This window comes from uncultured Nocardioides sp., from assembly GCF_947488025.1.
Lineage (GTDB): Bacteria > Actinomycetota > Actinomycetes > Propionibacteriales > Nocardioidaceae > Nocardioides.
This window is the reverse complement of sequence record NZ_CANKYS010000013.1, coordinates 19,045-37,808: the sequence shown is the minus strand read 5'-3', so window position 1 is coordinate 37,808 and position 18,764 is coordinate 19,045. Positions and strand designations below refer to the sequence as shown.

Annotated in this window: 17 protein-coding genes; 5 read left to right on the top strand and 12 right to left on the bottom strand. The window is 73.8% G+C overall.

Features of this window, described 5'->3' with window-relative positions:
• Positions 1-28 precede the first annotated feature (28 nt).
• Positions 29-2,431 (top strand): phosphoenolpyruvate synthase, encoded by a 2,403-nt coding sequence (gene ppsA / locus Q1B24_RS18395; RefSeq protein ID WP_299931471.1) that lies wholly within the window; start codon positions 29-31, stop codon positions 2,429-2,431.
• Positions 2,432-2,459: 28 nt separating this feature from the next.
• Positions 2,460-3,476, top strand: a complete 1,017-nt coding sequence (locus Q1B24_RS18390) for a class I fructose-bisphosphate aldolase (RefSeq protein WP_299931470.1) — start codon at positions 2,460-2,462, stop codon at positions 3,474-3,476.
• Between the two features lie 8 nt (positions 3,477-3,484).
• Here the strand turns inward: Q1B24_RS18390 and Q1B24_RS18385 are convergent, their stop codons facing one another.
• Positions 3,485-4,204 (bottom strand): response regulator transcription factor, encoded by a 720-nt coding sequence (locus tag Q1B24_RS18385; RefSeq protein ID WP_299931469.1) that lies wholly within the window; start codon positions 4,202-4,204, stop codon positions 3,485-3,487.
• 127 nt (positions 4,205-4,331) lie between these two features.
• Here Q1B24_RS18385 and Q1B24_RS18380 point away from each other — a divergent pair, with 127 nt between their 5' ends.
• Positions 4,332-4,586, top strand: a complete 255-nt coding sequence (locus Q1B24_RS18380; RefSeq protein WP_299931468.1) for a DUF1918 domain-containing protein — start codon at positions 4,332-4,334, stop codon at positions 4,584-4,586.
• A gap of 30 nt (positions 4,587-4,616) precedes the next feature.
• On the opposite strand, the gene Q1B24_RS18375 is transcribed toward Q1B24_RS18380, so the two are convergent.
• From Q1B24_RS18375 to Q1B24_RS18355, 5 genes are all read right to left on the bottom strand, one after another.
• Positions 4,617-7,094 (bottom strand): cation-transporting P-type ATPase, encoded by a 2,478-nt coding sequence (locus Q1B24_RS18375; RefSeq protein WP_299931467.1) that lies wholly within the window; start codon positions 7,092-7,094, stop codon positions 4,617-4,619.
• Between the two features lie 16 nt (positions 7,095-7,110).
• On the bottom strand, positions 7,111-7,425 hold the full coding sequence (locus Q1B24_RS18370; RefSeq protein ID WP_299931466.1) for a hypothetical protein: 315 nt from the start codon (positions 7,423-7,425) through the stop codon (positions 7,111-7,113).
• Between the two features lie 2 nt (positions 7,426-7,427).
• Positions 7,428-7,562: a hypothetical protein gene (locus Q1B24_RS18365; protein ID WP_299931465.1), complete on the bottom strand. Its 135-nt coding sequence runs from the start codon at positions 7,560-7,562 to the stop codon at positions 7,428-7,430.
• 244 nt (positions 7,563-7,806) lie between these two features.
• Positions 7,807-8,481 (bottom strand): response regulator transcription factor, encoded by a 675-nt coding sequence (locus Q1B24_RS18360; protein WP_299931464.1) that lies wholly within the window; start codon positions 8,479-8,481, stop codon positions 7,807-7,809.
• A gap of 80 nt (positions 8,482-8,561) precedes the next feature.
• Complete coding sequence (locus Q1B24_RS18355; protein ID WP_299931463.1) at positions 8,562-10,289, bottom strand: GAF domain-containing protein; 1,728 nt, start codon at positions 10,287-10,289, stop codon at positions 8,562-8,564.
• A 176-nt stretch (positions 10,290-10,465) separates the two neighbouring features.
• On the opposite strand from Q1B24_RS18355, the gene Q1B24_RS18350 reads away from it, so the two are divergent.
• Together Q1B24_RS18350 and Q1B24_RS18345 are read left to right on the top strand one after the other, a co-directional pair.
• Positions 10,466-11,746, top strand: a complete 1,281-nt coding sequence (locus Q1B24_RS18350; protein WP_299931462.1) for an MFS transporter — start codon at positions 10,466-10,468, stop codon at positions 11,744-11,746.
• Between the two features lie 64 nt (positions 11,747-11,810).
• Positions 11,811-12,068 (top strand): hypothetical protein, encoded by a 258-nt coding sequence (locus Q1B24_RS18345; RefSeq protein WP_299931461.1) that lies wholly within the window; start codon positions 11,811-11,813, stop codon positions 12,066-12,068.
• Here Q1B24_RS18345 and Q1B24_RS18340 read toward each other — a convergent pair whose 3' ends face one another.
• The 6 genes from Q1B24_RS18340 to zwf form a co-directional block, all read right to left on the bottom strand.
• Positions 12,069-13,355, bottom strand: a complete 1,287-nt coding sequence (locus tag Q1B24_RS18340; protein WP_299931460.1) for a glycoside hydrolase family 16 protein — start codon at positions 13,353-13,355, stop codon at positions 12,069-12,071.
• Positions 13,356-13,467: 112 nt separating this feature from the next.
• A complete protein-coding gene (locus tag Q1B24_RS18335; protein WP_299931459.1) occupies positions 13,468-14,082 on the bottom strand; it encodes a VC0807 family protein in 615 nt (204 codons plus the stop codon).
• A complete protein-coding gene (locus tag Q1B24_RS18330) occupies positions 14,082-14,681 on the bottom strand; it encodes a TetR/AcrR family transcriptional regulator (RefSeq protein WP_299931458.1) in 600 nt (199 codons plus the stop codon). The genes Q1B24_RS18335 and Q1B24_RS18330 overlap by 1 nt, the downstream gene beginning before the upstream one ends.
• A 44-nt stretch (positions 14,682-14,725) precedes the next feature.
• A complete protein-coding gene (gene eda, locus Q1B24_RS18325) occupies positions 14,726-15,394 on the bottom strand; it encodes a bifunctional 4-hydroxy-2-oxoglutarate aldolase/2-dehydro-3-deoxy-phosphogluconate aldolase (protein WP_299931457.1) in 669 nt (222 codons plus the stop codon).
• Complete coding sequence (gene edd / locus Q1B24_RS18320) at positions 15,378-17,264, bottom strand: phosphogluconate dehydratase (protein ID WP_299931456.1); 1,887 nt, start codon at positions 17,262-17,264, stop codon at positions 15,378-15,380. The genes eda and edd overlap by 17 nt, the downstream gene beginning before the upstream one ends.
• Entirely contained in the window at positions 17,261-18,739 is a 1,479-nt protein-coding gene (gene zwf / locus Q1B24_RS18315) for a glucose-6-phosphate dehydrogenase (RefSeq protein WP_299931455.1), read from the bottom strand. The genes edd and zwf overlap by 4 nt, the downstream gene beginning before the upstream one ends.
• Between the last annotated feature and the right edge of the window lie 25 nt (positions 18,740-18,764).

Below are 18,764 nucleotides of genomic sequence, written 5' to 3'. Positions count from 1 at the left end.
GCGGCCGCCGAGGGGGAAGGCTCGAGCCATGGGCTCCTCTCCGCTCGTCCTCGACTTCTCCGACGTCACCCTCGACGACCTCCCCCTCGTCGGCGGGAAGAACGCCTCCCTCGGTGAGCTGCACCGGCACCTGGCCTCCGCAGGCGTGCGCGTCCCCGGCGGGTTCGCCGTCACCGCCGCGGCGTACCGGCACGTCCTCGACCGGGCCGGCGCCTGGGCGCGCCTCGAGGCGGCACTCGACGGGCTCGACGTCGACGACGTGGCCGACCTCGAGGCCCGGTCCGCGCGGGCGCGCCAGGTGGTCCTGGACGCCGGCATCCCGGACGACCTCCGGGAGGCGGTCGAGCCCGCGCTGGGACGGCTGCTCGAGCGGTACGGATCCGAGCTGAGGCTGGCGGTCCGGAGCAGCGCGACGGCCGAGGACCTGCCCGAGGCAAGCTTTGCCGGGCAGCACGCCAGCTACCTCGACGTGGGCCGTGACGACCTCTACGTCGCGATGAGCCGGTGCTTCGCGAGCCTCTTCACCGCCCGGGCCGTGCACTACCGGCGCCGGCACGGCTACGACGACCTGTCGGTCGGTCTCTCGGTCGGGGTGATGAAGATGGTGCGGTCCGACATCGCGAGCTCCGGCGTGGTCTTCACCGTGGACACGGAGACCGGCCACCCCGACGTCGTCCTGCTCACCGGCTCCTGGGGCCTGGGCGAGAACGTCGTGCAGGGGGCCGTGGACCCCGACGAGTTCCACGTCCACAAGCCCACCTACCGCGCCGGTCACCGCACCGTCCTGCACCGGCGGCTGGGCGGCAAGGCGGTGCGGATGGTGACGGGGGCGTCCGGTCCCGAGAACGTCCCGACGCCGGAGGAGGACCGTGCCCGCTACTGCCTCGAGGACGCCGAGGTGCTCGACCTGGCGGGGGCCGCCATCGCCATCGAGGAGCACTACGGCCGCCCGATGGACATCGAGTGGGCCAAGGACGGCGTCGACGGCCGCACGTACGTCGTGCAGGCACGTCCGGTGACCGTCGCGGCGCGCGCTGCGACCGTCCTCGAGCGGCACGTGGTCCAGGAGCACGGACGGGTCCTCGTCACGGGACGCGCGGTCGGCGAGCGCGTCGCGACCGGCCGGGTGCGGGTGGTGCGGGACTCCCGCGACCTCGCTGCCTTCGAGGCCGGCGACGTCCTCGTCGCCGAGACCACGACCCCCGACTGGGAGCCGGTGCTCGCCTCCGCGTCGGCCGTCGTGACGGAGCAGGGCGGTCGCACCTGCCACGCCGCCATCGTCGCCCGCGAGCTGGGCCTGCCCGCCGTGGTGGGAACCGGCGACGCCACCACGACGCTCGTGGACGGCACCGAGGTCAGCGTCTCCTGCGCCGAGGGAGAGACCGGGCGGGTGTACGCCGGTCGCGCCACCGTGCACGTCGACCGCGTCGACCTCTCCGACCTCCCCCGGCCGCGCACCCGCATCATGGTCAACCTGGGGAACCCCGCGCTGGCCCTGCGCACGTCGATGCTGCCGTGCGACGGGGTGGGACTGGCCAGGACCGAGTTCGTCATCAGCGAGGTGGTCAAGGCGCACCCGCTCGCCCTGCTGCACCCCGACCGGGTGGCCGACGAGGACGAGCGCGCGGCCCTGGCGGCGCTGGTGGGCGGCTCCGGCGACGGCGCCGCCTGGTTCGTCGACCGCCTGTCCGAGGGCGTCGGGATGATCGCGGCGGCGTTCTTCCCACGCCCCGTCGTCGTACGGATGTCCGACTTCAAGACCAACGAGTACGCCGGCCTGCTCGGCGGGTCCGGCTTCGAGCCGCACGAGGCCAACCCGATGCTGGGCTTCCGCGGCGCGTCCCGCTACGCCCACCCCGCCTACGAGGAGGGCTTCGCCCTGGAGTGCCGCGCGATGCGGCGCGTCCGCGACGACATGGGGCTCACCAACGTCGTGCTCATGCTTCCCTTCGTACGCCGCCTCGCGGAGGCGGACCTCGTGCTGGAGCGCATGGCCGACCTCGGGCTGGTGCGCGGCCGGGACGGTCTCGAGGTGTTCGCGATGTGCGAGATACCCAACAACGTCGTGCTCGTCGACGACTTCGCCCGTCGCTTCGACGGCCTCTCGATCGGCTCGAACGACCTCACCCAGCTCACGCTCGGCGTGGATCGCGACAGCGACCTGGTCGCCTTCGACTACGACGAGCGCGACCCGGGCGTGATGGCCATGATCCGGCTGGCGGTCGAGGGGTGCCGCCGCAACGGGATCCACTCCGGGCTGTGCGGGCAGGCGCCGTCGGACTACCCGGCGTTCGCCGAGTTCCTGGTCGAGGCCGGCATCGACTCGATGAGCCTCAACCCCGACAGCGTGCTCGCCACCACGCGCGTCGTGCTGGCGGCCGAGCAACGCGTCGCGGCGGCCGCCGGCGACGGGGCCCCGCTGCGGGCCTGATCGGACCGAGTCCGACGAGGAGAACGACATGTCGCTGCAGGCAACCGCGAAGGCCCTGGTCGAACCGGGCAAGGGCATCCTCGCCGCCGACGAGAGCCATCCCACGATGGAGAAGCGGCTGGCGCGCGTCGGTCTCACGTCCTCCGAGCGGGTCCGGAGGGACTACCGCGAGGTGCTGATGACCGCGCCCGGGCTGTCCGAGCACGTCAGCGGCGTCATCCTCTTCGACGAGACCATCCGCCAGAGCCGCAGCTCGGGGCGGCCGTTCGCCCAGGGCCTGCTGCGGGCGGGGATCATCCCGGGGATCAAGGTCGACGCCGGCACCACCCCGCTCCCCCGGTTCCCCGCCGAGGTCGTCACCCAGGGGCTCGACGGACTGTCCGCGCGGCTGACGGAGTACGCCGCCCTGGGTGCGCGCTTCGCCAAGTGGCGCGCCGTCATCCGCATCGGCGACGGCAGACCCACAGCCGGCTGCGTCGAGGCCAACGCGCACGCCCTCGCCCGCTACGCCGCCGCGGCCCAGGAGTGCGGCCTGGTGCCGGTCGTCGAGCCGGAGGTGCTGATGGACGGCAGCCACAGCCTCGACCGGTGCTCGCTCGTCACCAGCGCCGTGCTGCACGCCGTCCACGACCACCTCGTGCGCCAGCGCGTCGACCTGACCGGCATCCTCATCAAGCCCAACATGGTGCTGCCCGGGACGGAGTCCGGCCAGGACGTGGGCGACGACGAGATCGCCGCGGCGACCGTCCGGGTGCTGCGCGACACCGTCCCCGCCTCGGTGCCGGGCCTGGTGTTCCTCTCCGGGGGTCAGACGCCGGTGGAGGCCACCGCCCGCCTGGACGCCCTCAACCGGACGGGTGCACAGCCCTGGGAGCTCAGCTTCTCCTTCGGCCGGGCCCTGCAGGCCCCTGTCCTCGAGGCGTGGGCGGCGCACCCCGAGGACCGCGCATCAGCGCAGGCCGCGCTGCTGCACCGGGCGCGGATGAACGGCGCGGCCCGGCGGGGGCGCTGGTCGCGCAGCCTGGAACCGTCGACGGCCGGGTGACCCGTCCCTCACCGGTGCGGCCGCTCCGGCCGCTCCGGCCGCTCCGGCCGCCCGTCCCTCGTGGTCGGACGACGAGCCGCCATCACCGCCGCCTGGGTCCGGCTCTCGACGCCCAGCTTGGCCAGGAGCGTCGAGACGTAGTTCTTGACCGTCTTCTCGGCCACGCCCAGGCTCTCCGCGATCTGACGGTTCGTCATCCCCTTGGCGACGAGCCCGAGGACCTGCTCCTCCTTGGGCGTCAGGTGCTGGGTGAGCGGATCCCGCTCGGTGCCGTGCCGCAGCCGGTGCAGCACCCGGTCCGTCACGGCCGGGTCCAGCATCGACTGACCCGCCGCCACCCGTTTCACGGCCGTGACCAGGTCGCCGCCGCTGATCTGCTTCAGGACGTAACCCGAGGCGCCGGCCATGATGGCGGCGAACAACGCGTCGTCGTCGTCGTACGACGTCAGGACGAGCACCTCGATGCGCGGGTCGGCCGACCGGACCTGACGGCACACCTCGATGCCCGAGCCGTCGGGCAGGCGACCGTCGACGATGGCGACACGGGGGCGCAGGGCGGTGATGCGGGCGGCGCCCTCGGCGGCGGTTCCGCTCTCGCCGACCACCTCGATGCCGGGCTCGGACTCCAGGAGGGTCCGGACCCCTCGCCGGACGAGCTCGTGGTCGTCCAGCAGGAACACCCTGATGGGCTCCTCCGCCGCCTGGACCCGAGCCGGTCCGTCATCCATACGACGACGGTAACGCCACTCGGGCCGAATGGCTCCGGACCAACATCCCTTTTCACCCGGGTCGAACGGCACTGGCTGGGCGCCCCGGCTCTGCGGAAGGTTGGTGGCTGGACCAGGAGGTAGAAAAATGAGCACCAGCACCACTGCGCGGGGTGGGGACGGCTCCCTGCACGCATCCACCGGCGACCGTCTCGTCGTCCGCAGCCTGCACGGGCCCGTCCGGGACGCCGAGATCCTCGAGGTGCGGCACCCCGACGGCACCCCGCCCTACGTGGTCCGGTGGTCCGACACCGGGCACGAGGCACTCGTCTACCCCGGGGCGGACGCCTTCGTGGAGCACTTCACCGGCCCGGCGGGGCCGACGACCGCTCCGCAGGACTGACACCCGTACCTGCTCGCCCCGGGCGACTGCTCACCCCGGGCGGCTGCGCACCCAGAGCCGGAGCAGCACTCCGGGAACAGCGGCGACCGCCACCGCGGCGACGGCGACGTCCAGCGGCAGCGGCTCGGTGTGGAGGAGCGCCTGGAGAGGCGCCAGCCACACCGCCGCGGCCATCAGGAGCGCTGCGCCCGCCACTGACACCTCGAGGCCTCGCTCGGCGACGCCGGTGCCCGGTCGCGACGCGCGGAGCGCCAGGGCGACCCCGAGCTGACCGGCTCCGAGCGCGAGGAAGACCGCGGTGCGGCGCAGGTCGGTCGAGCCCTCCGTCAGCGCTCCTGCCGCCAGGGCGACGATCGTCAGCGCGGCGGTCACGACGACGAGCCGGACGAGGGCGGGCCGGGTGAAGACCGCCTCCGACGGCGGCCGGGGCGGCTGGTCCATCTGCCGAGGATCGAGCGGTTCGGACCCGAAGGCCACCCCGACCATCCCGTGCGTGAGCAGGTTGATCCACAGGATCTGGCCGGGCAGCAGCGGGACGGCCAGCCCGACGAGGCTCCCGGCCACCATCACCGCCACCTCGGCGAGGCCGCCCGACACGGCGTACAGCAGGAACGCGCGGATGTTGGCGAAGATCCGCCGACCCTCCTCCACCGCAGCCACCACCGAGGCCAGCTCGTCGTCGGCGAGCACCAGGTCGGCCGCCTCCTTCGCGACGCCGGTCCCGGTCAGGCCGGCTGCGACACCGATGTCCGCGCGACGCAGGGCGGGCGCGTCGTTCACGCCGTCGCCGAGCATCGCGACGACCTCCCCCGCCTCCTGCAGCCACTGCACGACGTGCACCTTCTGCTCCGGGACCACCCGTGCCACCACCGTCAGCTCGCGCCGGCGCTCCGGTGGCACCTCGGCGAGCGCGTCGCCCTCGACCGGCGTGTCGCCCGGCTGCGCGATGCCCACGGACCGCGCCACGGCACCGGCGGTCCCCGCGTGGTCACCCGTCACCAGGACCAGCCGGATCCCGGCCCGCTGCAGGGTGCGGACCACCCCGACCGCCGAGGACCGGGGAGGGTCGCCGATGCCCACCAGCCCGGCCAGGTGCCACTCGACGCCGTCCGCCGAGTCGGCCACCGCGATGACGCGGAGCCCGCTGCCGGCCATCTCCTCGACGGCGGGCCGTGCGGCACCTGTCTCCGCCGCGCTCGCGGTGACCAGCGCGAGGACCGCCTCCGGAGCCCCCTTGGACACCGAGAGGTGACCCGCCTCGGGGCTCAGGTGGTGGGTCGTCATGCGCCGGGCCGCGTGGTCGAAGGGCACCTCACCCGTGCGGGGCCAGGCGACCCGGGTGCCGTCGACGTCGAGGTCCGCGAGCGACGCGAGCTCCAGGACGGCATGGTCGAGCGGGTCGCCCGCCACCCGCGACGTGCCCGCCGCGCCGACGCCCGACGTGGCGTCGTTGCACAGCACGACGTCTCGCAGCAGCCGCTCGAGCGCGTCGTCGGGAGGAGCGCGCGAGGTGTCCGCGGCGCGGATCCCGTCGGCGCCGGCGTCGAGCCGGACCCCGGCGACCCACAGGGCCTGGCCGCGCATGCGGCCCTCGGTGATCGTGCCGGTCTTGTCGGTCGCCACGACGGTCACCGAGCCCAGGGTCTCGACCGCCGGCAGCGCGCGCACGATGACGTGGCGTCGTGCCATGCGGTGGGCCCCGACCGCCAGCGCGATCGTCACCACGGCCGGCAGCGACTCGGGCAGTGCCGCCACGGTCAGGCTCAGCCCCACCAGCAGCATCTCGCCCCACGGGCGCCCCTGGGCGAGCCCGAGCACGACCACGACCGCCGTGAGCGTGACGACAAGCACCGCCAGGCCGCGGCTCAGGCCGGTCAGGCGCCGCTGGAGCGGCGTCTGTCGGGTACCGCCGTCCTGCAGCATCGCGGCGATCCGGCCCAGGCTGCTGCTCGCTCCGGTGCGGGTGACCTCGACGACGGCGCGACCGTGGGTGGTCCGCCCCCCGGCCGGGAGCTCGTCACCGGGGCCGTGGAGGACCGGGAGCGACTCCCCCGTCACCGGGGACTCGTCCACCTCGAGGTCGTGCGCCTGCAGGACGACCGCGTCGGCCGGTACCAGGTCACCGGCGGTGAGGGTCACGTGGTCACCCGGGACGACCTCACCGGCCGGCACCGTCACGAGGGCGTCGTCGCGGCGGACGACGGCGGTGGGCGCCGCCATCTGCTCGAGCTCGTCCATCACCCGGTCGGCCCGGTGCTGCTGGTGGACCCCGACCGTCGTGTTGAAGACCACCACCGCGAGGATGATCGCCGTGCTCGGCCAGTCGCGCAGCACGGCGCCGAGGAGCGCGGCGAGCTGCAGCAGCACGATCATCGGGTCGCGCAGCTGGTCGGCGACCCGGAGCGCGGTGCTGCGGCGGGCGCGCGCAGGTGGGACGTTGGGACCGACCGTGCGGAGGCGACGAGCCGCCTCCGCCGAGCTCAGGGCCGTCGAGGCCCGCGCGTCCATCGTCGGTGGCGGGCGGTCACCGCGCCCTGCGCGGTCGCGGCACGGCGAGGACGCCCACGCCCGCCCACATGCGCAGGTAGGGGCGCCCGGCCGCAGCCGGACGCTGGGCGAGCAGCTCCCGGGTCCTCCGCTCGGCCTCCGCCACGACCTCGGAGGACGAGAAGCCGTCGAGGAGCGTCGTCCGCACCGCCCGCGAGAAGGTCCGCATGACCGACCCCGCGGGCACGTCGCACCGGTCGGCGAGGAGGCGGTCGGCCGCGGCCCTCAGCTCCCTGTTGGTCAGACGGGTGTCCACCGTCATGTCGGCCACCCCCTCATGGACGCTCGGCATGACTACTCCTCCCCCTTCGCGGGCACGGCGGCGCGTGCGATCGGGTCGCCGGGGCTCACGCGGGAGCCGGACTGTTCCACGTCCGGCGCGGTCGCCGCGCCCCTGTCACCGGCGACCACCTCCTGCTGGCGCTCCATGCGTCCCTTCCTTCTCTCATCCAGTGGCCCCACACCGCCGGGTGCCCCGACCGGCCCTCGTGCCATCAGCAGCACGGCGTACGGCTGCAGAGGGCCGGTGGAGCGGGGCACCCGGTCCCCCGGTGTGACTCCATATCAGTGCACTTCCGTGGAGGGCACAACGGACCAATGACCCACCACGTCCGGGACCTCCACCCGGGACGATGGCCGCCGTGCTGCCCGGGTCCACAGGCCCGGGCGGGCGTCACACGGTGCGCCGGGTGGCGAACACCGCGGCCTGCGTCCGGCTGGTCAGGCCCAGCTTGGCGAGCATGGACGAGACGTAGTTCTTCACCGTCTTCTCCGACAGGCTCATGTGCTCGGCCACCTCCCGGTTGGTCAGGCCCTCGACCACCAGCTCGAGGATGCGCTTCTCCTGCGGGCTGAGCTCGCGGAGGTGCGGGTCCTCGGGCGGCCCGTTCCGGATCCGGTCGAGCACGTGGGCGGTGACCGACGGGTCGAGCAGGGACTGGCCGGCCGCCACGCGTCGGATCCCGTCGACGAGGTCGGTGCCCTGCACCTGCTTGAGCAGGTAGCCCGACGCTCCCGCCATGATGGCCGCGAACAGGGCGTCGTCGTCGTCGTACGACGTCAGGACGAGGCCCTTGATGGTCGGGTCCACCGAGCGCACCTGGCGGCACACGTCGATGCCCGAGCCGTCGGGCAACCGTCCGTCGAGAACGGCGACATCGGGACGAAGGGCCGGGATGCGTCGCACGGCCTCCTCGGCCGAGGCGGAGTCGCCGACGACCTCGATGTCGCCGGCGCGGGAGAGGATCTCCCTGAGCCCCCGGCGGACGATCTCGTGGTCGTCGACCAGGTAGACCCTGATCGGTCGAGGCGCCTCGACGGCTCCGGCCCCGGCGGCCTCGTCGCTCATCCCGACATCGTCGCGGGGGCGCGACCACGAGGGGAACTGCCCGTAGGTCCAGTCGTCAGGGACCTAGGACCCGGGACCCGTCACCCGAGCGGGACGCTCCAGGTGACGGTCGTGCCGGTCCCGGCGCCCGACTCCACCACCAGCTCACCCCCGTGGCCGGCCGCCCGCTCGCGCAGGTTGCGCAGCCCGCTCTCCCGGACGTCTCGCGGCATGCCGCACCCGTCGTCGGCGACCACCACCTCGAGCGTGTCGCGGGCGACCGACACCCGGACCTCCACCGACGACGCCTGGGCGTGCCGGCTGACGTTGGTGAGTGCCTCGCTCACCACGGCGAGCAGGTCGGGGGCGACCGCGTCGGTCACGGTCGTGCGGACCGGTCCCGCGAAGCGCAGCCTGGGCTGCAGCTTCATCGTCGCGGCCGCTCGCGCGACCAGTCTCTCGATCTCGCTCTGCAGGTCGGTCGAGGAGTCGAGCTTCCCGAGGGCGAAGATCGTGCGCCGGATGTCCTTGATCGTGTCGTCGATGTCGACGATGGCCTCGCGCAGGCGCTGCGCCGGCTCCTCGGCCGGCACCATCTGCACGGTGCTCTGCAGCCCCAGGCCCACGCCGAAGAGCCGCTGGATGACGAGGTCGTGCAGGTCCCGTCCGATGCGGTCGCGGTCCTCCAGCAACGACATCCGCGTCCTGTCCTCCCGGCTCCGGGCGACCTGGAGGGCGAGCGCCGCCTGTTCGGCGAAGCTGGTGGGCAGGGCCGGGTCGAGACGCCGGAACGCGTCGATCCGGCCGGGTGTCCAGGCCAGCGAGAGGACGCCCTCCACCCCCGAGCCGGAGCGCAGCGGCAGGACCATCGCCGGGCCGAGCCGGGGCCAGCCGTCGACGGACGAGGGGTCCACCGCGCGCGGATCGGTGGCGAGGTCGTCGACCGAGAGGGGGGCACCGGTGCGCACCACGAGGCTCGCGAGCGACTTCTCCATCGGCAGCGCGTTCATCGTCTCGCGGTCGGCCGCGACCCCGGCCACGACCTCGAGGTGGAGGTCATGGGGGTCCGAGCCGCTGACCACCCAGGCCACGTCGGCACCCGAGACCGTCCGGGCCCGGTCGGCCACCGCCTGGAGCGCACGGTCGGTGGGGGTCTCCTCGGCCAGCAGGGAGATGATCTCGGCGGTGGCGCTGAGCCAGGCCTGGCGTCGCTCCGCCTCCTCGTAGAGCTTGGCGTTCTCGATCGCCACGCTCGCGGCGGCGGCCAGCGCCACCGCGACGGACTCGTCGATCTCGCTGAAGTCCTGACCGCCGCCCTTCTCGGTGAGGTAGAGGTAGCCGAACACCTGATCCCGCGTCCGCACGGGCACGCCGAGGAACGACGTCATCTCGGGGTGGTGCTCCGGGAACCCGTACGACGCCGGGTGGGCGGCGACGTCCTCGAGCCGGAGCGGCCGGGGCTCCTCGATCAGCAGGCCCAGGAGGCCGTGCCCGGTCGGCAGGTCGCCGATCTGCTCCACCACCTCGGTGTCCATCCCGTGGTGGATGAAGGTGCGCAGCTGGCGCTCGGGGCCGTCGGTCAGGACGCCCAGCGCGGCGTACCTCGCGCCGACGAGGCTGCTCGCGGACCGGACGATGCGGGTGAGCACCCCGTCGAGCGAGAGCTCCGACGTGATGGCGACCACCGCGTCGAGGAGGTGCTGCAGCTTCGACTTCTCGTCGACCACCTCCCGGACACGCGCCAGGACCTCGCGGAGCAGGCGGTCGAAGCCGACCTCCGCCAGCACGCGGTCATGCGGCTCGTCGCCGCTCGCGTCGCTGTCGTGCATGACCCTCCGCCCGTTCTGGCCTGCGACGCCAGCCTATTGCCCGGGCCGACGCCGGCGGAACCCCGCGGCAATTCCGTACGGCGCCGCCGGCGCTCCTAGACTGGGCGGCGCAGAGGGTTCAACGCGTCCTTGGAGGTGGGTTCGGCGCGTCGTACCGACGCACCCGAAGGACCCTCGTGACGCCCCTCGCCTCCTATCGACGACTCCTGTCGATCGCCGGTCCCGCCTACGTCCTCGTGGCGTTCGTGGGCCGCCTCCCACTGGCCATGAGCCAGCTCGGCACCCTCCTGCTCGTCTCCACCGCGACCGGCAGCTACGGCCTCGGCGGCCTCAGCGCCGGCGCCCTCGCGGTGGCCAACGCCGTGGGTGCGCCGGTCGCGGGCTCGCTCGCCGACCGCGTCGGCCAGCGGCCCGTCGTCCTCGTCCAGTCGCTGCTCGGCGCCACCGGCCTGACCGCGCTCGTCGCGGTCGTCGGCGGCGGGGCCACCGACGTGCTCGTCGTGCTCACCGCGGCCGCCACCGGGCTCGTGCTCCCGCAGGTGGGACCGCTGGCCCGGGTGCGGTGGCGCCCGCTCACCCGCGCGACCGGGACGCACCAGCGCCGGCTCGTGGACGCCGCGTTCTCCTACGAGGGAGCGGCCGACGAGGCGTCGTTCGCGATCGGACCCGCGCTGGTGGGTCTCTCGGTCGCTGCCTTCTCCCCCTCCGGCGCCCTGCTGCTCGCCGCGGCGCTGCTCGCCGTCTTCGGCTCGGCCTTCGCGCTCGACCCCTCCGCACGCCTGGCCCACGACGCCGAGCGGCCGGTCGGGACGGGCCGTCTCCTCGGTGCCGCGTTCGTGGTCCTCGTCGGCGCGCAGGTCTGCATCGGCATGCTCTTCGGCGCCACCCAGACCGGCGCCACCGTGCTCGCCACCGACGCAGGTACGCCGGGCGTGGCCGGACTGGTGCACGCCACCCTGGGCGTCGGCAGCGCGCTCGCCGGCCTGGCGACGGCGTACGTCCCCGAGCGGGTGGGCCACGAACGCCGTGCCCTGGTCGCCGCGTGGGCGCTCCTCGTGCTCTCCCTCCCGCTGCTGGTCGTCGGCTCCCTGGCCGGCACCGCCGCGACCGTGCTCTTCCTCGGCGTGGCCGTGGCGCCCTACATGATCGCCGTGTTCTCCCTCGCCGAGCGCGTGGTGCCGCCGGCGCGCGTCGGCGCGGCGATGACGACGCTCGCCAGCGCGACCGGCCTCGGCTACGCCCTCGGCTCCAGCGTCGCCGGCCGTCTTGCCGACGAGTCGGGCGCGACGGCGGCCTTCGCCGTCACCGTCGGTGCGACGGTGCTCGCGGTCGCGCTCATGTCCACCCAGCAGCGGCGGCTCCGCACGGCGTCGGCCGTCGAGGCCGGCCCTCCTCCGAGCCCCACGCGGGCGCCGGAAGACCCGCGCGTGGCGACGCCGACGGGCGCCAGCCGGTAGGTTGAGGGGCGTCCACGACGCTGCGGCACCGCGCCGCAGCCCTGCTGGACTGGTCAGGTGCCCCATGCTGGAAGTAGGACCGGAGTTCGATCCCGGGCGTCACCAGCGGCTGTCGTCGCTGCTCCAGGACGTCCTGACGGCGCGCCGGGTCCTCGAACGAGCGCGGCACGACAAGCGGCTCGCCGAGCAGCAGCAGCTCCGCAAGGAGCTGCTCGACGCCCTCGAGGCCTACGCCGCCGCCCTCGCGCTGGCGGGCGCCCCGCTGCCGCCGCGGCTGCGCGCGGAGATCGACCTCTACCGGGGCCTGGGCGGTCGCGGCTGATCACCCGCCGGCGGGCTCGCCACCGGTCTCCCAGACCCGCACCCAGTCGACGTACATGTGCTGCGGCAGCCGCTTCTCCTTGATCTTCGGGATCTCGTAGTTGGCCGAGATGAGGCTCAGGATCGGGAACTGCGGGACGTCGGAGATCTTGCCGCGCATGCGCCCGGTCTCCTTGCCGTCGATGCGGAAGACCAGCATGCGCGGCGTCCACTCCACCGAGAAGACGTGGTAGTTCTTCGACCAGCCGTCACGCCGACCGGCGAGGAACGACCGGGAGTTCTTGATCCAGCCGCCCGAGGCGATCCGGCGCTTGCCCTCGTAGCGGTGCATGAAGGAGGCCAGCCCGCCCTGCGGGTGGCGGTCGCCGAAGTACTCCACGACGTCGATCTCGCTGCCGAGCGCTCCGGCGTGCATCCCGGTGGCCGGCTGCAGCCAGAACGCGCCGTGCTGCCCGCGCAACCGGTGGAACTTCACCCGGGCGGCGGCGACGCCGTAGCGGAAGGCGAAGGCGTGCTGGGTGCCGATGTGGCCGTTGAGGCGGTAGCCGAACCGCCCGGCGCGGGCGTCGCGCCCCTCGATGCGGCACCGGGTCGTGGCGTCCGGGTCCTTGATGACGCTGAGCCTCACGGCTCCGCCGCCCACGCTGGTCGCCCTCGGGTCACCCTTGGCGCACGAGCGCCTGCTGCCGTGGGCGTACTCCCGGCCGCGGTGGTTCCAGACCGGGTCGAGCTGCGAGCCGTCGAACTCGTCGGTCCAGGTCGCGCGGAGCCAGCGGGCGGTGCTGACCGGCGTGCTCTTCACCGGACTCATCGAGGCCGCCGCCATCGCCTTGACCCGGTAGCGCAGGGCAGCGCCGTCGACCGACGCCGCGGCGGCGAACTGCGCCCGGCCGCGGCGGTCCTGCCGCTTCGTGGCGACGGCGCGCCACGTCTCGCCCTCCTGGACCTGGAGCTGGACCCGGCGACCTGGCCGGATCGGCCGGAGCGTGGCGACGACCGCGGCCCGGGCGGCCGCGGGGCTGGCCACGGCGCCGCCCGGCTGGACCACCTGCGGCAGCGCCTCGAGCCGGATCCGCTGGCGACCGGTGGAGCGCACCGAGACGCTGGCGGGCGCGTCGTCTGCGACTGCCTGGTCCGTGGCGACCTGGTCCGCGGCGACCTGGTCCGCGGCGGAGCCGGGGGGCGACCAGGCGAGCAGGGAGGCGGGGAGCAGCAAGGCGGTCGCGGCGACTGCCAGGAGACTGGCAGGAGGGCGGGCGGGCAGGCGGGCAGGACGTCGCACGGACATGGGTGACCTTCGTGGTGTCGAGCGCGACGGATGGCGGCAGGAGCGTCGGTCGCGGGCGGTGGTGCTGGTGCCACTGAGACGCAGCGGAGGTCCAGATGGTTGTCGGGTGGGTCTACTGCGCGGTGGGCTGGCGACGTCCCCAGGCCTTGCCGGCCTGGACGACGCCGACCAGCATGACGACGAGCAGGGCGGAGGACGCCACCGGGACGAGGTCGAGGGGCAGCGTGTAGCTCATCACGACCCGGGCTGCGGCGTCGACCACGAAGGCCAGCCCGAAGCCCCACGTCATGGCCCGCATGGCGTTTCGGAACGCCTCGCTGGTCTCCCACGACCGGTGCCACTCCTCAGCCGCCGGCTCGGCCATGAAGCCGGCGGTCGCCGTGAAGACGAGGGGTCGTGGGCCCCGCAGGGACAGCAGGATCCAGCATCCCGCGACGCCCGTCAGGTAGCTCTCGCGGGCCATCAGCAGCCGTGGGTCGGCGGTCGTGAGCCCGACTGCGGTCCCGGTCGCGATGAGCGCGAGGGTGAAGAGGCTCGCGCGTGCCACGGGTCGGCGGAGGACGAGGCTCGCACCCAGGCGGACCATCGGCACCGCCGCTCCGGCGACGAGGGCCGTCCACACCGACACCCCCGTCGCGCGCAGCACGTAGTAGGTCGCCAGCGGCAGCACGAGGTCGAGCAGGAGGAACCCGGTGAACGCGGCCGGGCCGCTCCTGGTCGCCTTCATCAGGGTTCCTCGGTCCGCAGGGCCAGGCGCACCAGGGTGGCCAGGTGCCGGGCATGGGCCCGAGGATCCGCCGCGGGGTCGACGGCGGCACGTGCCGCAGCGGCGTCGATCGAGGCGCGGATCGTCACGGCGAGCACCCCGGCGTCCACGACCCCGGCGAGCTCGCCCGACGCCTGTCCTCGCTCGATCAGCTCCTGCAGGTGGGTGACGAGCGGATCCTCGCCTCGGCCGTCCCCCGGCCGCACGTTCGACGCGACCTCCATGACCGCACGCACGTGCCGGGGGTTCTCGGCGACGAAGGCGAGGTTGCTGGTGATGTAGGCCTCGAGCTCGCTCATGACCGAGTCGCCGGCGCCCGCTCGCGCGATCTGCTCACCGGCGTCGCGGTAGAGCGAGACGACCACCTCGCCGAGGAGGTCCTCCTTGCTGGGGAAGTGGTAGGTCACCACGCCCTTGCTGACCCCGGCGCGGCGGGCCACCTCGGCGACCGACGTCCGGGCGTAGCCCAGCTCGACCAGGGCGTCGATGGCACACCCGACCAGCTGGGCCCGGCGAGCCGTGCCGCCGGCAGACGTCTTGGTGACATCGGTAGTACGCACGTACGAATGTTAGGACGTACGTCCGAATCCGCGCAAGCGCCGGGTCAGGCCCCGAGGGCAGCAGCCTCCCGCGCGAGGGCGACGACGCGGTCCCAGTCCCCGGCGGCGAGCGCGTCGGCCGGCGTCAGCCACGACCCGCCCACGCAGCCCACGTTGGGCAGGGAGAGGTAGGACGGCGCGCTGGCGGCGGTGATGCCACCGGTCGGGCAGAACCGGGCCGCCGGCAGCGGTGAGGCCAGCGACTTCAGGTACGCCGCCCCGCCGGAGGCCTCGGCTGGGAAGAACTTCATCTCCGAGAAGCCCGCCTCGAGCACCGCCATGGCCTCGGAGACGGTGGCGGTGCCGGGGAGGAACGGCACCCCGGAGCCGGCCAGCTCCCGGAGCAGCCCAGGCGTGGTGCCGGGCGAGACGAGGAACTGCGCCCCGGCCTCCACGGCCCGCGAGACGAGCTCGGGCGAGGTGATGGTGCCGGCGCCGACGAGGATGTCGGGCACCTCGGCGGCGATGGCCGCGATGGCGTCGAGGGCGACCGGGGTGCGCAGGGTCAGCTCGATGACCGGCAGGCCACCGGCGACGAGCGCCCGGGCGACGGGCACGGCGTGGTCGAGGTCCTCGAGCACGACCACCGGCACGACGGGCACCAGTGACAGGAGCGAGCCGCTGCTGTCGCGGAGCAGGTCGGGAGCGGGCTGGACGTCAGACGGGCTGGACAACGGGGGCCTCCTCGGTGGGGGCGGGCAGGGGACGGATGACGCTGGCGCCGGTCTCGGCGGTGCCGACGATGGCCCGGAAGCCGGAGAACAGCTCCCGTCCGGTGCCGGCCCACTCGACGTCGTGGGGGGCCCGGCCGGTGGTCTCGCGGCGCTCGAACTCGGCGTCGGGGAGCTCCACCTCGAGCACCCCGGCGTCGGCGTCGACCGTGACCAGGTCGCCGTCGCGGACCCGTGCCAGCGGCCCGCCGAGGGCGGCCTCCGGGGTGACGTGGATGGCGGCCGGGACCTTGCCGGAGGCGCCGGACATCCGGCCGTCGGTGACGATCGCGACCCGCTGGCCGCGGTCCTGCAGCACGCCGAGGGCAGGCATCAGCTTGTGCAGCTCGGGCATGCCGTTGGCCGCCGGGCCCTGGTAGCGCACGACGGCGACGAGGTCGCGGCCGTCGAGGCGGCCCTCGCTGAAGGCGGCGAGGAAGTCGGCCTGGTCGTCGAAGACCATCGCGGGCGCCGTGACGACCCGGTGCTCGGGCTTCACCGCCGAGGTCTTGACCACGGCACGACCGAGCCGGCCGTCCAGCATCCGCAGGCCGCCGTCCGGGGCGAACGGGTCGTCGGCGCCGCGCAGCACGTCGGTGTCGAGGGACGACTTGGGCCCTTCCTCCCACACCACCCCGGCCCGGTCGCCCTCGCCGTCGAGCCGGGCCTCGCGGGTGTGTCGCCACAGGCCGCGACCCGACACGGTGAGCACGTCGTCGTGGAGGTAGCCGTGCTTGAGCAGCGTGTGCACCAGGAACGGCGTCCCGCCCGCGGCGACGAAGTGGTTGATGTCGGCCGAGCCGTTGGGGTAGATCCGGGTCAGCAGCGGCACGGCCGCCGAGAGGTCGGACAGGTCGTCCCAGGCGAGGGTGATGCCCGCGGCCGCGGCGATCGCGACCAGGTGCATCGTGTGGTTGGTCGACCCGCCGGTCGCCAGCAGCGCGACGCAGGCGTTGACGATCGCCTTCTCGTCGACCATGTGCCCGACCGGGGTGGGCTCGCCGCCTGCGTGGGTGATCGCGACGGCACGCGCACCGGCAGCGCGGTCGAGCGCCGCTCGCAGCGGGGTCTCGGGGTTGGCGAACGTCGCGTCGGGCAGGTGCAGGCCCATCACCTCCATCAGCATCTGGTTGCTGTTGGCGGTGCCGTAGAAGGTGCACGTGCCCTTCGAGTGGTACGACGCCGACTCGGCCTCGAGCAGCTCCTCGCGCCCGACCTTGCCCTCGGCGTAGAGCTGGCGCACGCGCGCCTTCTCGCCGTTGGGCAGCCCCGACGTCATCGGCCCGGCCGGCACGAAGACCGTGGGCAGGTGCCCGAAGGACAGCGCGCCGATGAGCAGCCCCGGCACGATCTTGTCGCAGACGCCGAGCATCATCGCCGCGTCGAACATGTCGTGGGAGAGCGCGACCGCCGTCGACATCGCGATGAGGTCGCGGCTGAAGAGCGAGAGCTCCATGCCCGCGCGGCCCTGGGTGATGCCGTCGCACATGGCCGGCACTCCCCCGGCGAACTGCGCGAGACCGCCGGCGCGGACGATCGACTTCTTCAGCACCTCGGGCACGTCGCGGAAGGGCTGGTGGGCCGAGAGCATGTCGTTGTAGGACGAGACGATCGCGACGTTGGGCTTGCGGCCCGACTTCAGGCCCGACTTCACGGGCTCGTCGGCGGCGGCGAAGCCGTGGGCGAGGTTGGCGCACGCGAGCTTGCCGCGGGCGGGGCCCGTGACGATCGCTGCGTCGGTGCGGGCGAGGTACGCCGCGCGGGTGGCCGCGCTGCGGCGGACGATGCGGTCGGTGACCTCGGCCACCACCGGGTGGACGGTCTGCTTGCTCATTCTGTCTCCTGCCAGGATCGGCCGTCGCGCTCGAGGAGCGTGACGGCGGCAACGGGACCGTGCGTGCCGGCGGGGTACTTCCGCGGGCGGTGCGAGGGCTGGGACCAGCGCTCGAGGATGGGAGCGACCCACGTCCAGGCCGCCTCGACCTCGTCGCGGCGCATGAAGAGGGTGGTGTTGCCTCGCACGACGTCCATGAGCAGCCGCTCGTAGGCGTCGGGCGAGCGGCCGCCGAAGGCGGCGGCGTAGCTGAGGTCGAGCGACACCGGGCGCAGCCGGATGCCGCCGGGGCCGGGCTCCTTGGCCGTCATGTGCAGCCGCATGCCCTCGTCGGGCTGCACGCGGATGTGCAGCCGGTTGGGCTCGGTCGGCCCCTCGCTGTGCGGGAACATCGCGTGCGGCGGCTCCTTGAAGACCACGACGATCTCCGAGACCCGCTCGGGCATCCGCTTGCCGGTGCGCAGGTAGAACGGCACGCCGGCCCAGCGCCAGTTCTGCACCTCGGTGCGCATCGCGACGAAGGTCTCGGTGCCGCTGGCGTGGCCCACCTCGTCGGCGTACGACGCCGCGGGGCGGCCCTCGCACAGCCCGGCGGCGTACTGCCCGGCCACCGTGTCGCGGTCGATGAGCTCGGGGGTCATCGGCCGCAGCGCCTGCAGCACCTTGAGCTTCTCGTCGCGCACGGTCTCGCGGTCGACGTAGGTCGGCGGCTCCATCGCCACCAGGCACAGCAGCTGGAGCAGGTGGTTCTGCACCATGTCGCGCAGCGCGCCGGAGCGGTCGTAGTAGGAGCCGCGGTCGCCCACCCCGATCGACTCGGACACGGTGATCTGCACGTGGTCGACCCACCGGCTGTTCCACAGCGGCTCGAGGAAGGTGTTGGCGAAGCGCGTGACGAGCAGGTTCTGCACGCTCTCCTTGCCGAGGTAGTGGTCGATGCGGAAGATGCTCGACTCCTCGAAGACCCGTCCGACCGCGGCGTTGACCTGCTGGGCGGTCGCGAGGTCGGTGCCCATCGGCTTCTCGAGCACGACGCGCGAGCGCTCGGTCACCAGCCCCGCCTCGTCGAGGTGCTCGCAGATGGTGCCGAAGAGCCCGGGGGCGACCGCCAGGTAGAAGACCCGGATGACGTCGTCGGACGCGGCGCCGTCCTTGAGGCGGTCGTGCAGCTGGTGCCAGGCCGCCACGTCGGCGACGTCGAGCCGCACGTGGTGCAGCCGACCGAGCAGCCGCTCGACGACCGCGGCATCGAGGTCCTCGGCGACGACGTGCTCCCGGAGGGCACCGGCCACGAGGGCGCGATAGCCGTCGTCGTCCACCTCCGCCCGGGAGACGCCGATGACCCGGAAGCCGTCGGGGAGCTGCCCGTCGCGGTCGCGCAGGTAGAGGGCCGGCAGCAGCTTGCGCAGCGCGAGGTCGCCGGTGCCGCCGAAGACGGTGAAGTCGCAGGCGTCGACGGGGGTGATCGAGTCCATGACACAGCACCGTACGGATGCTTCC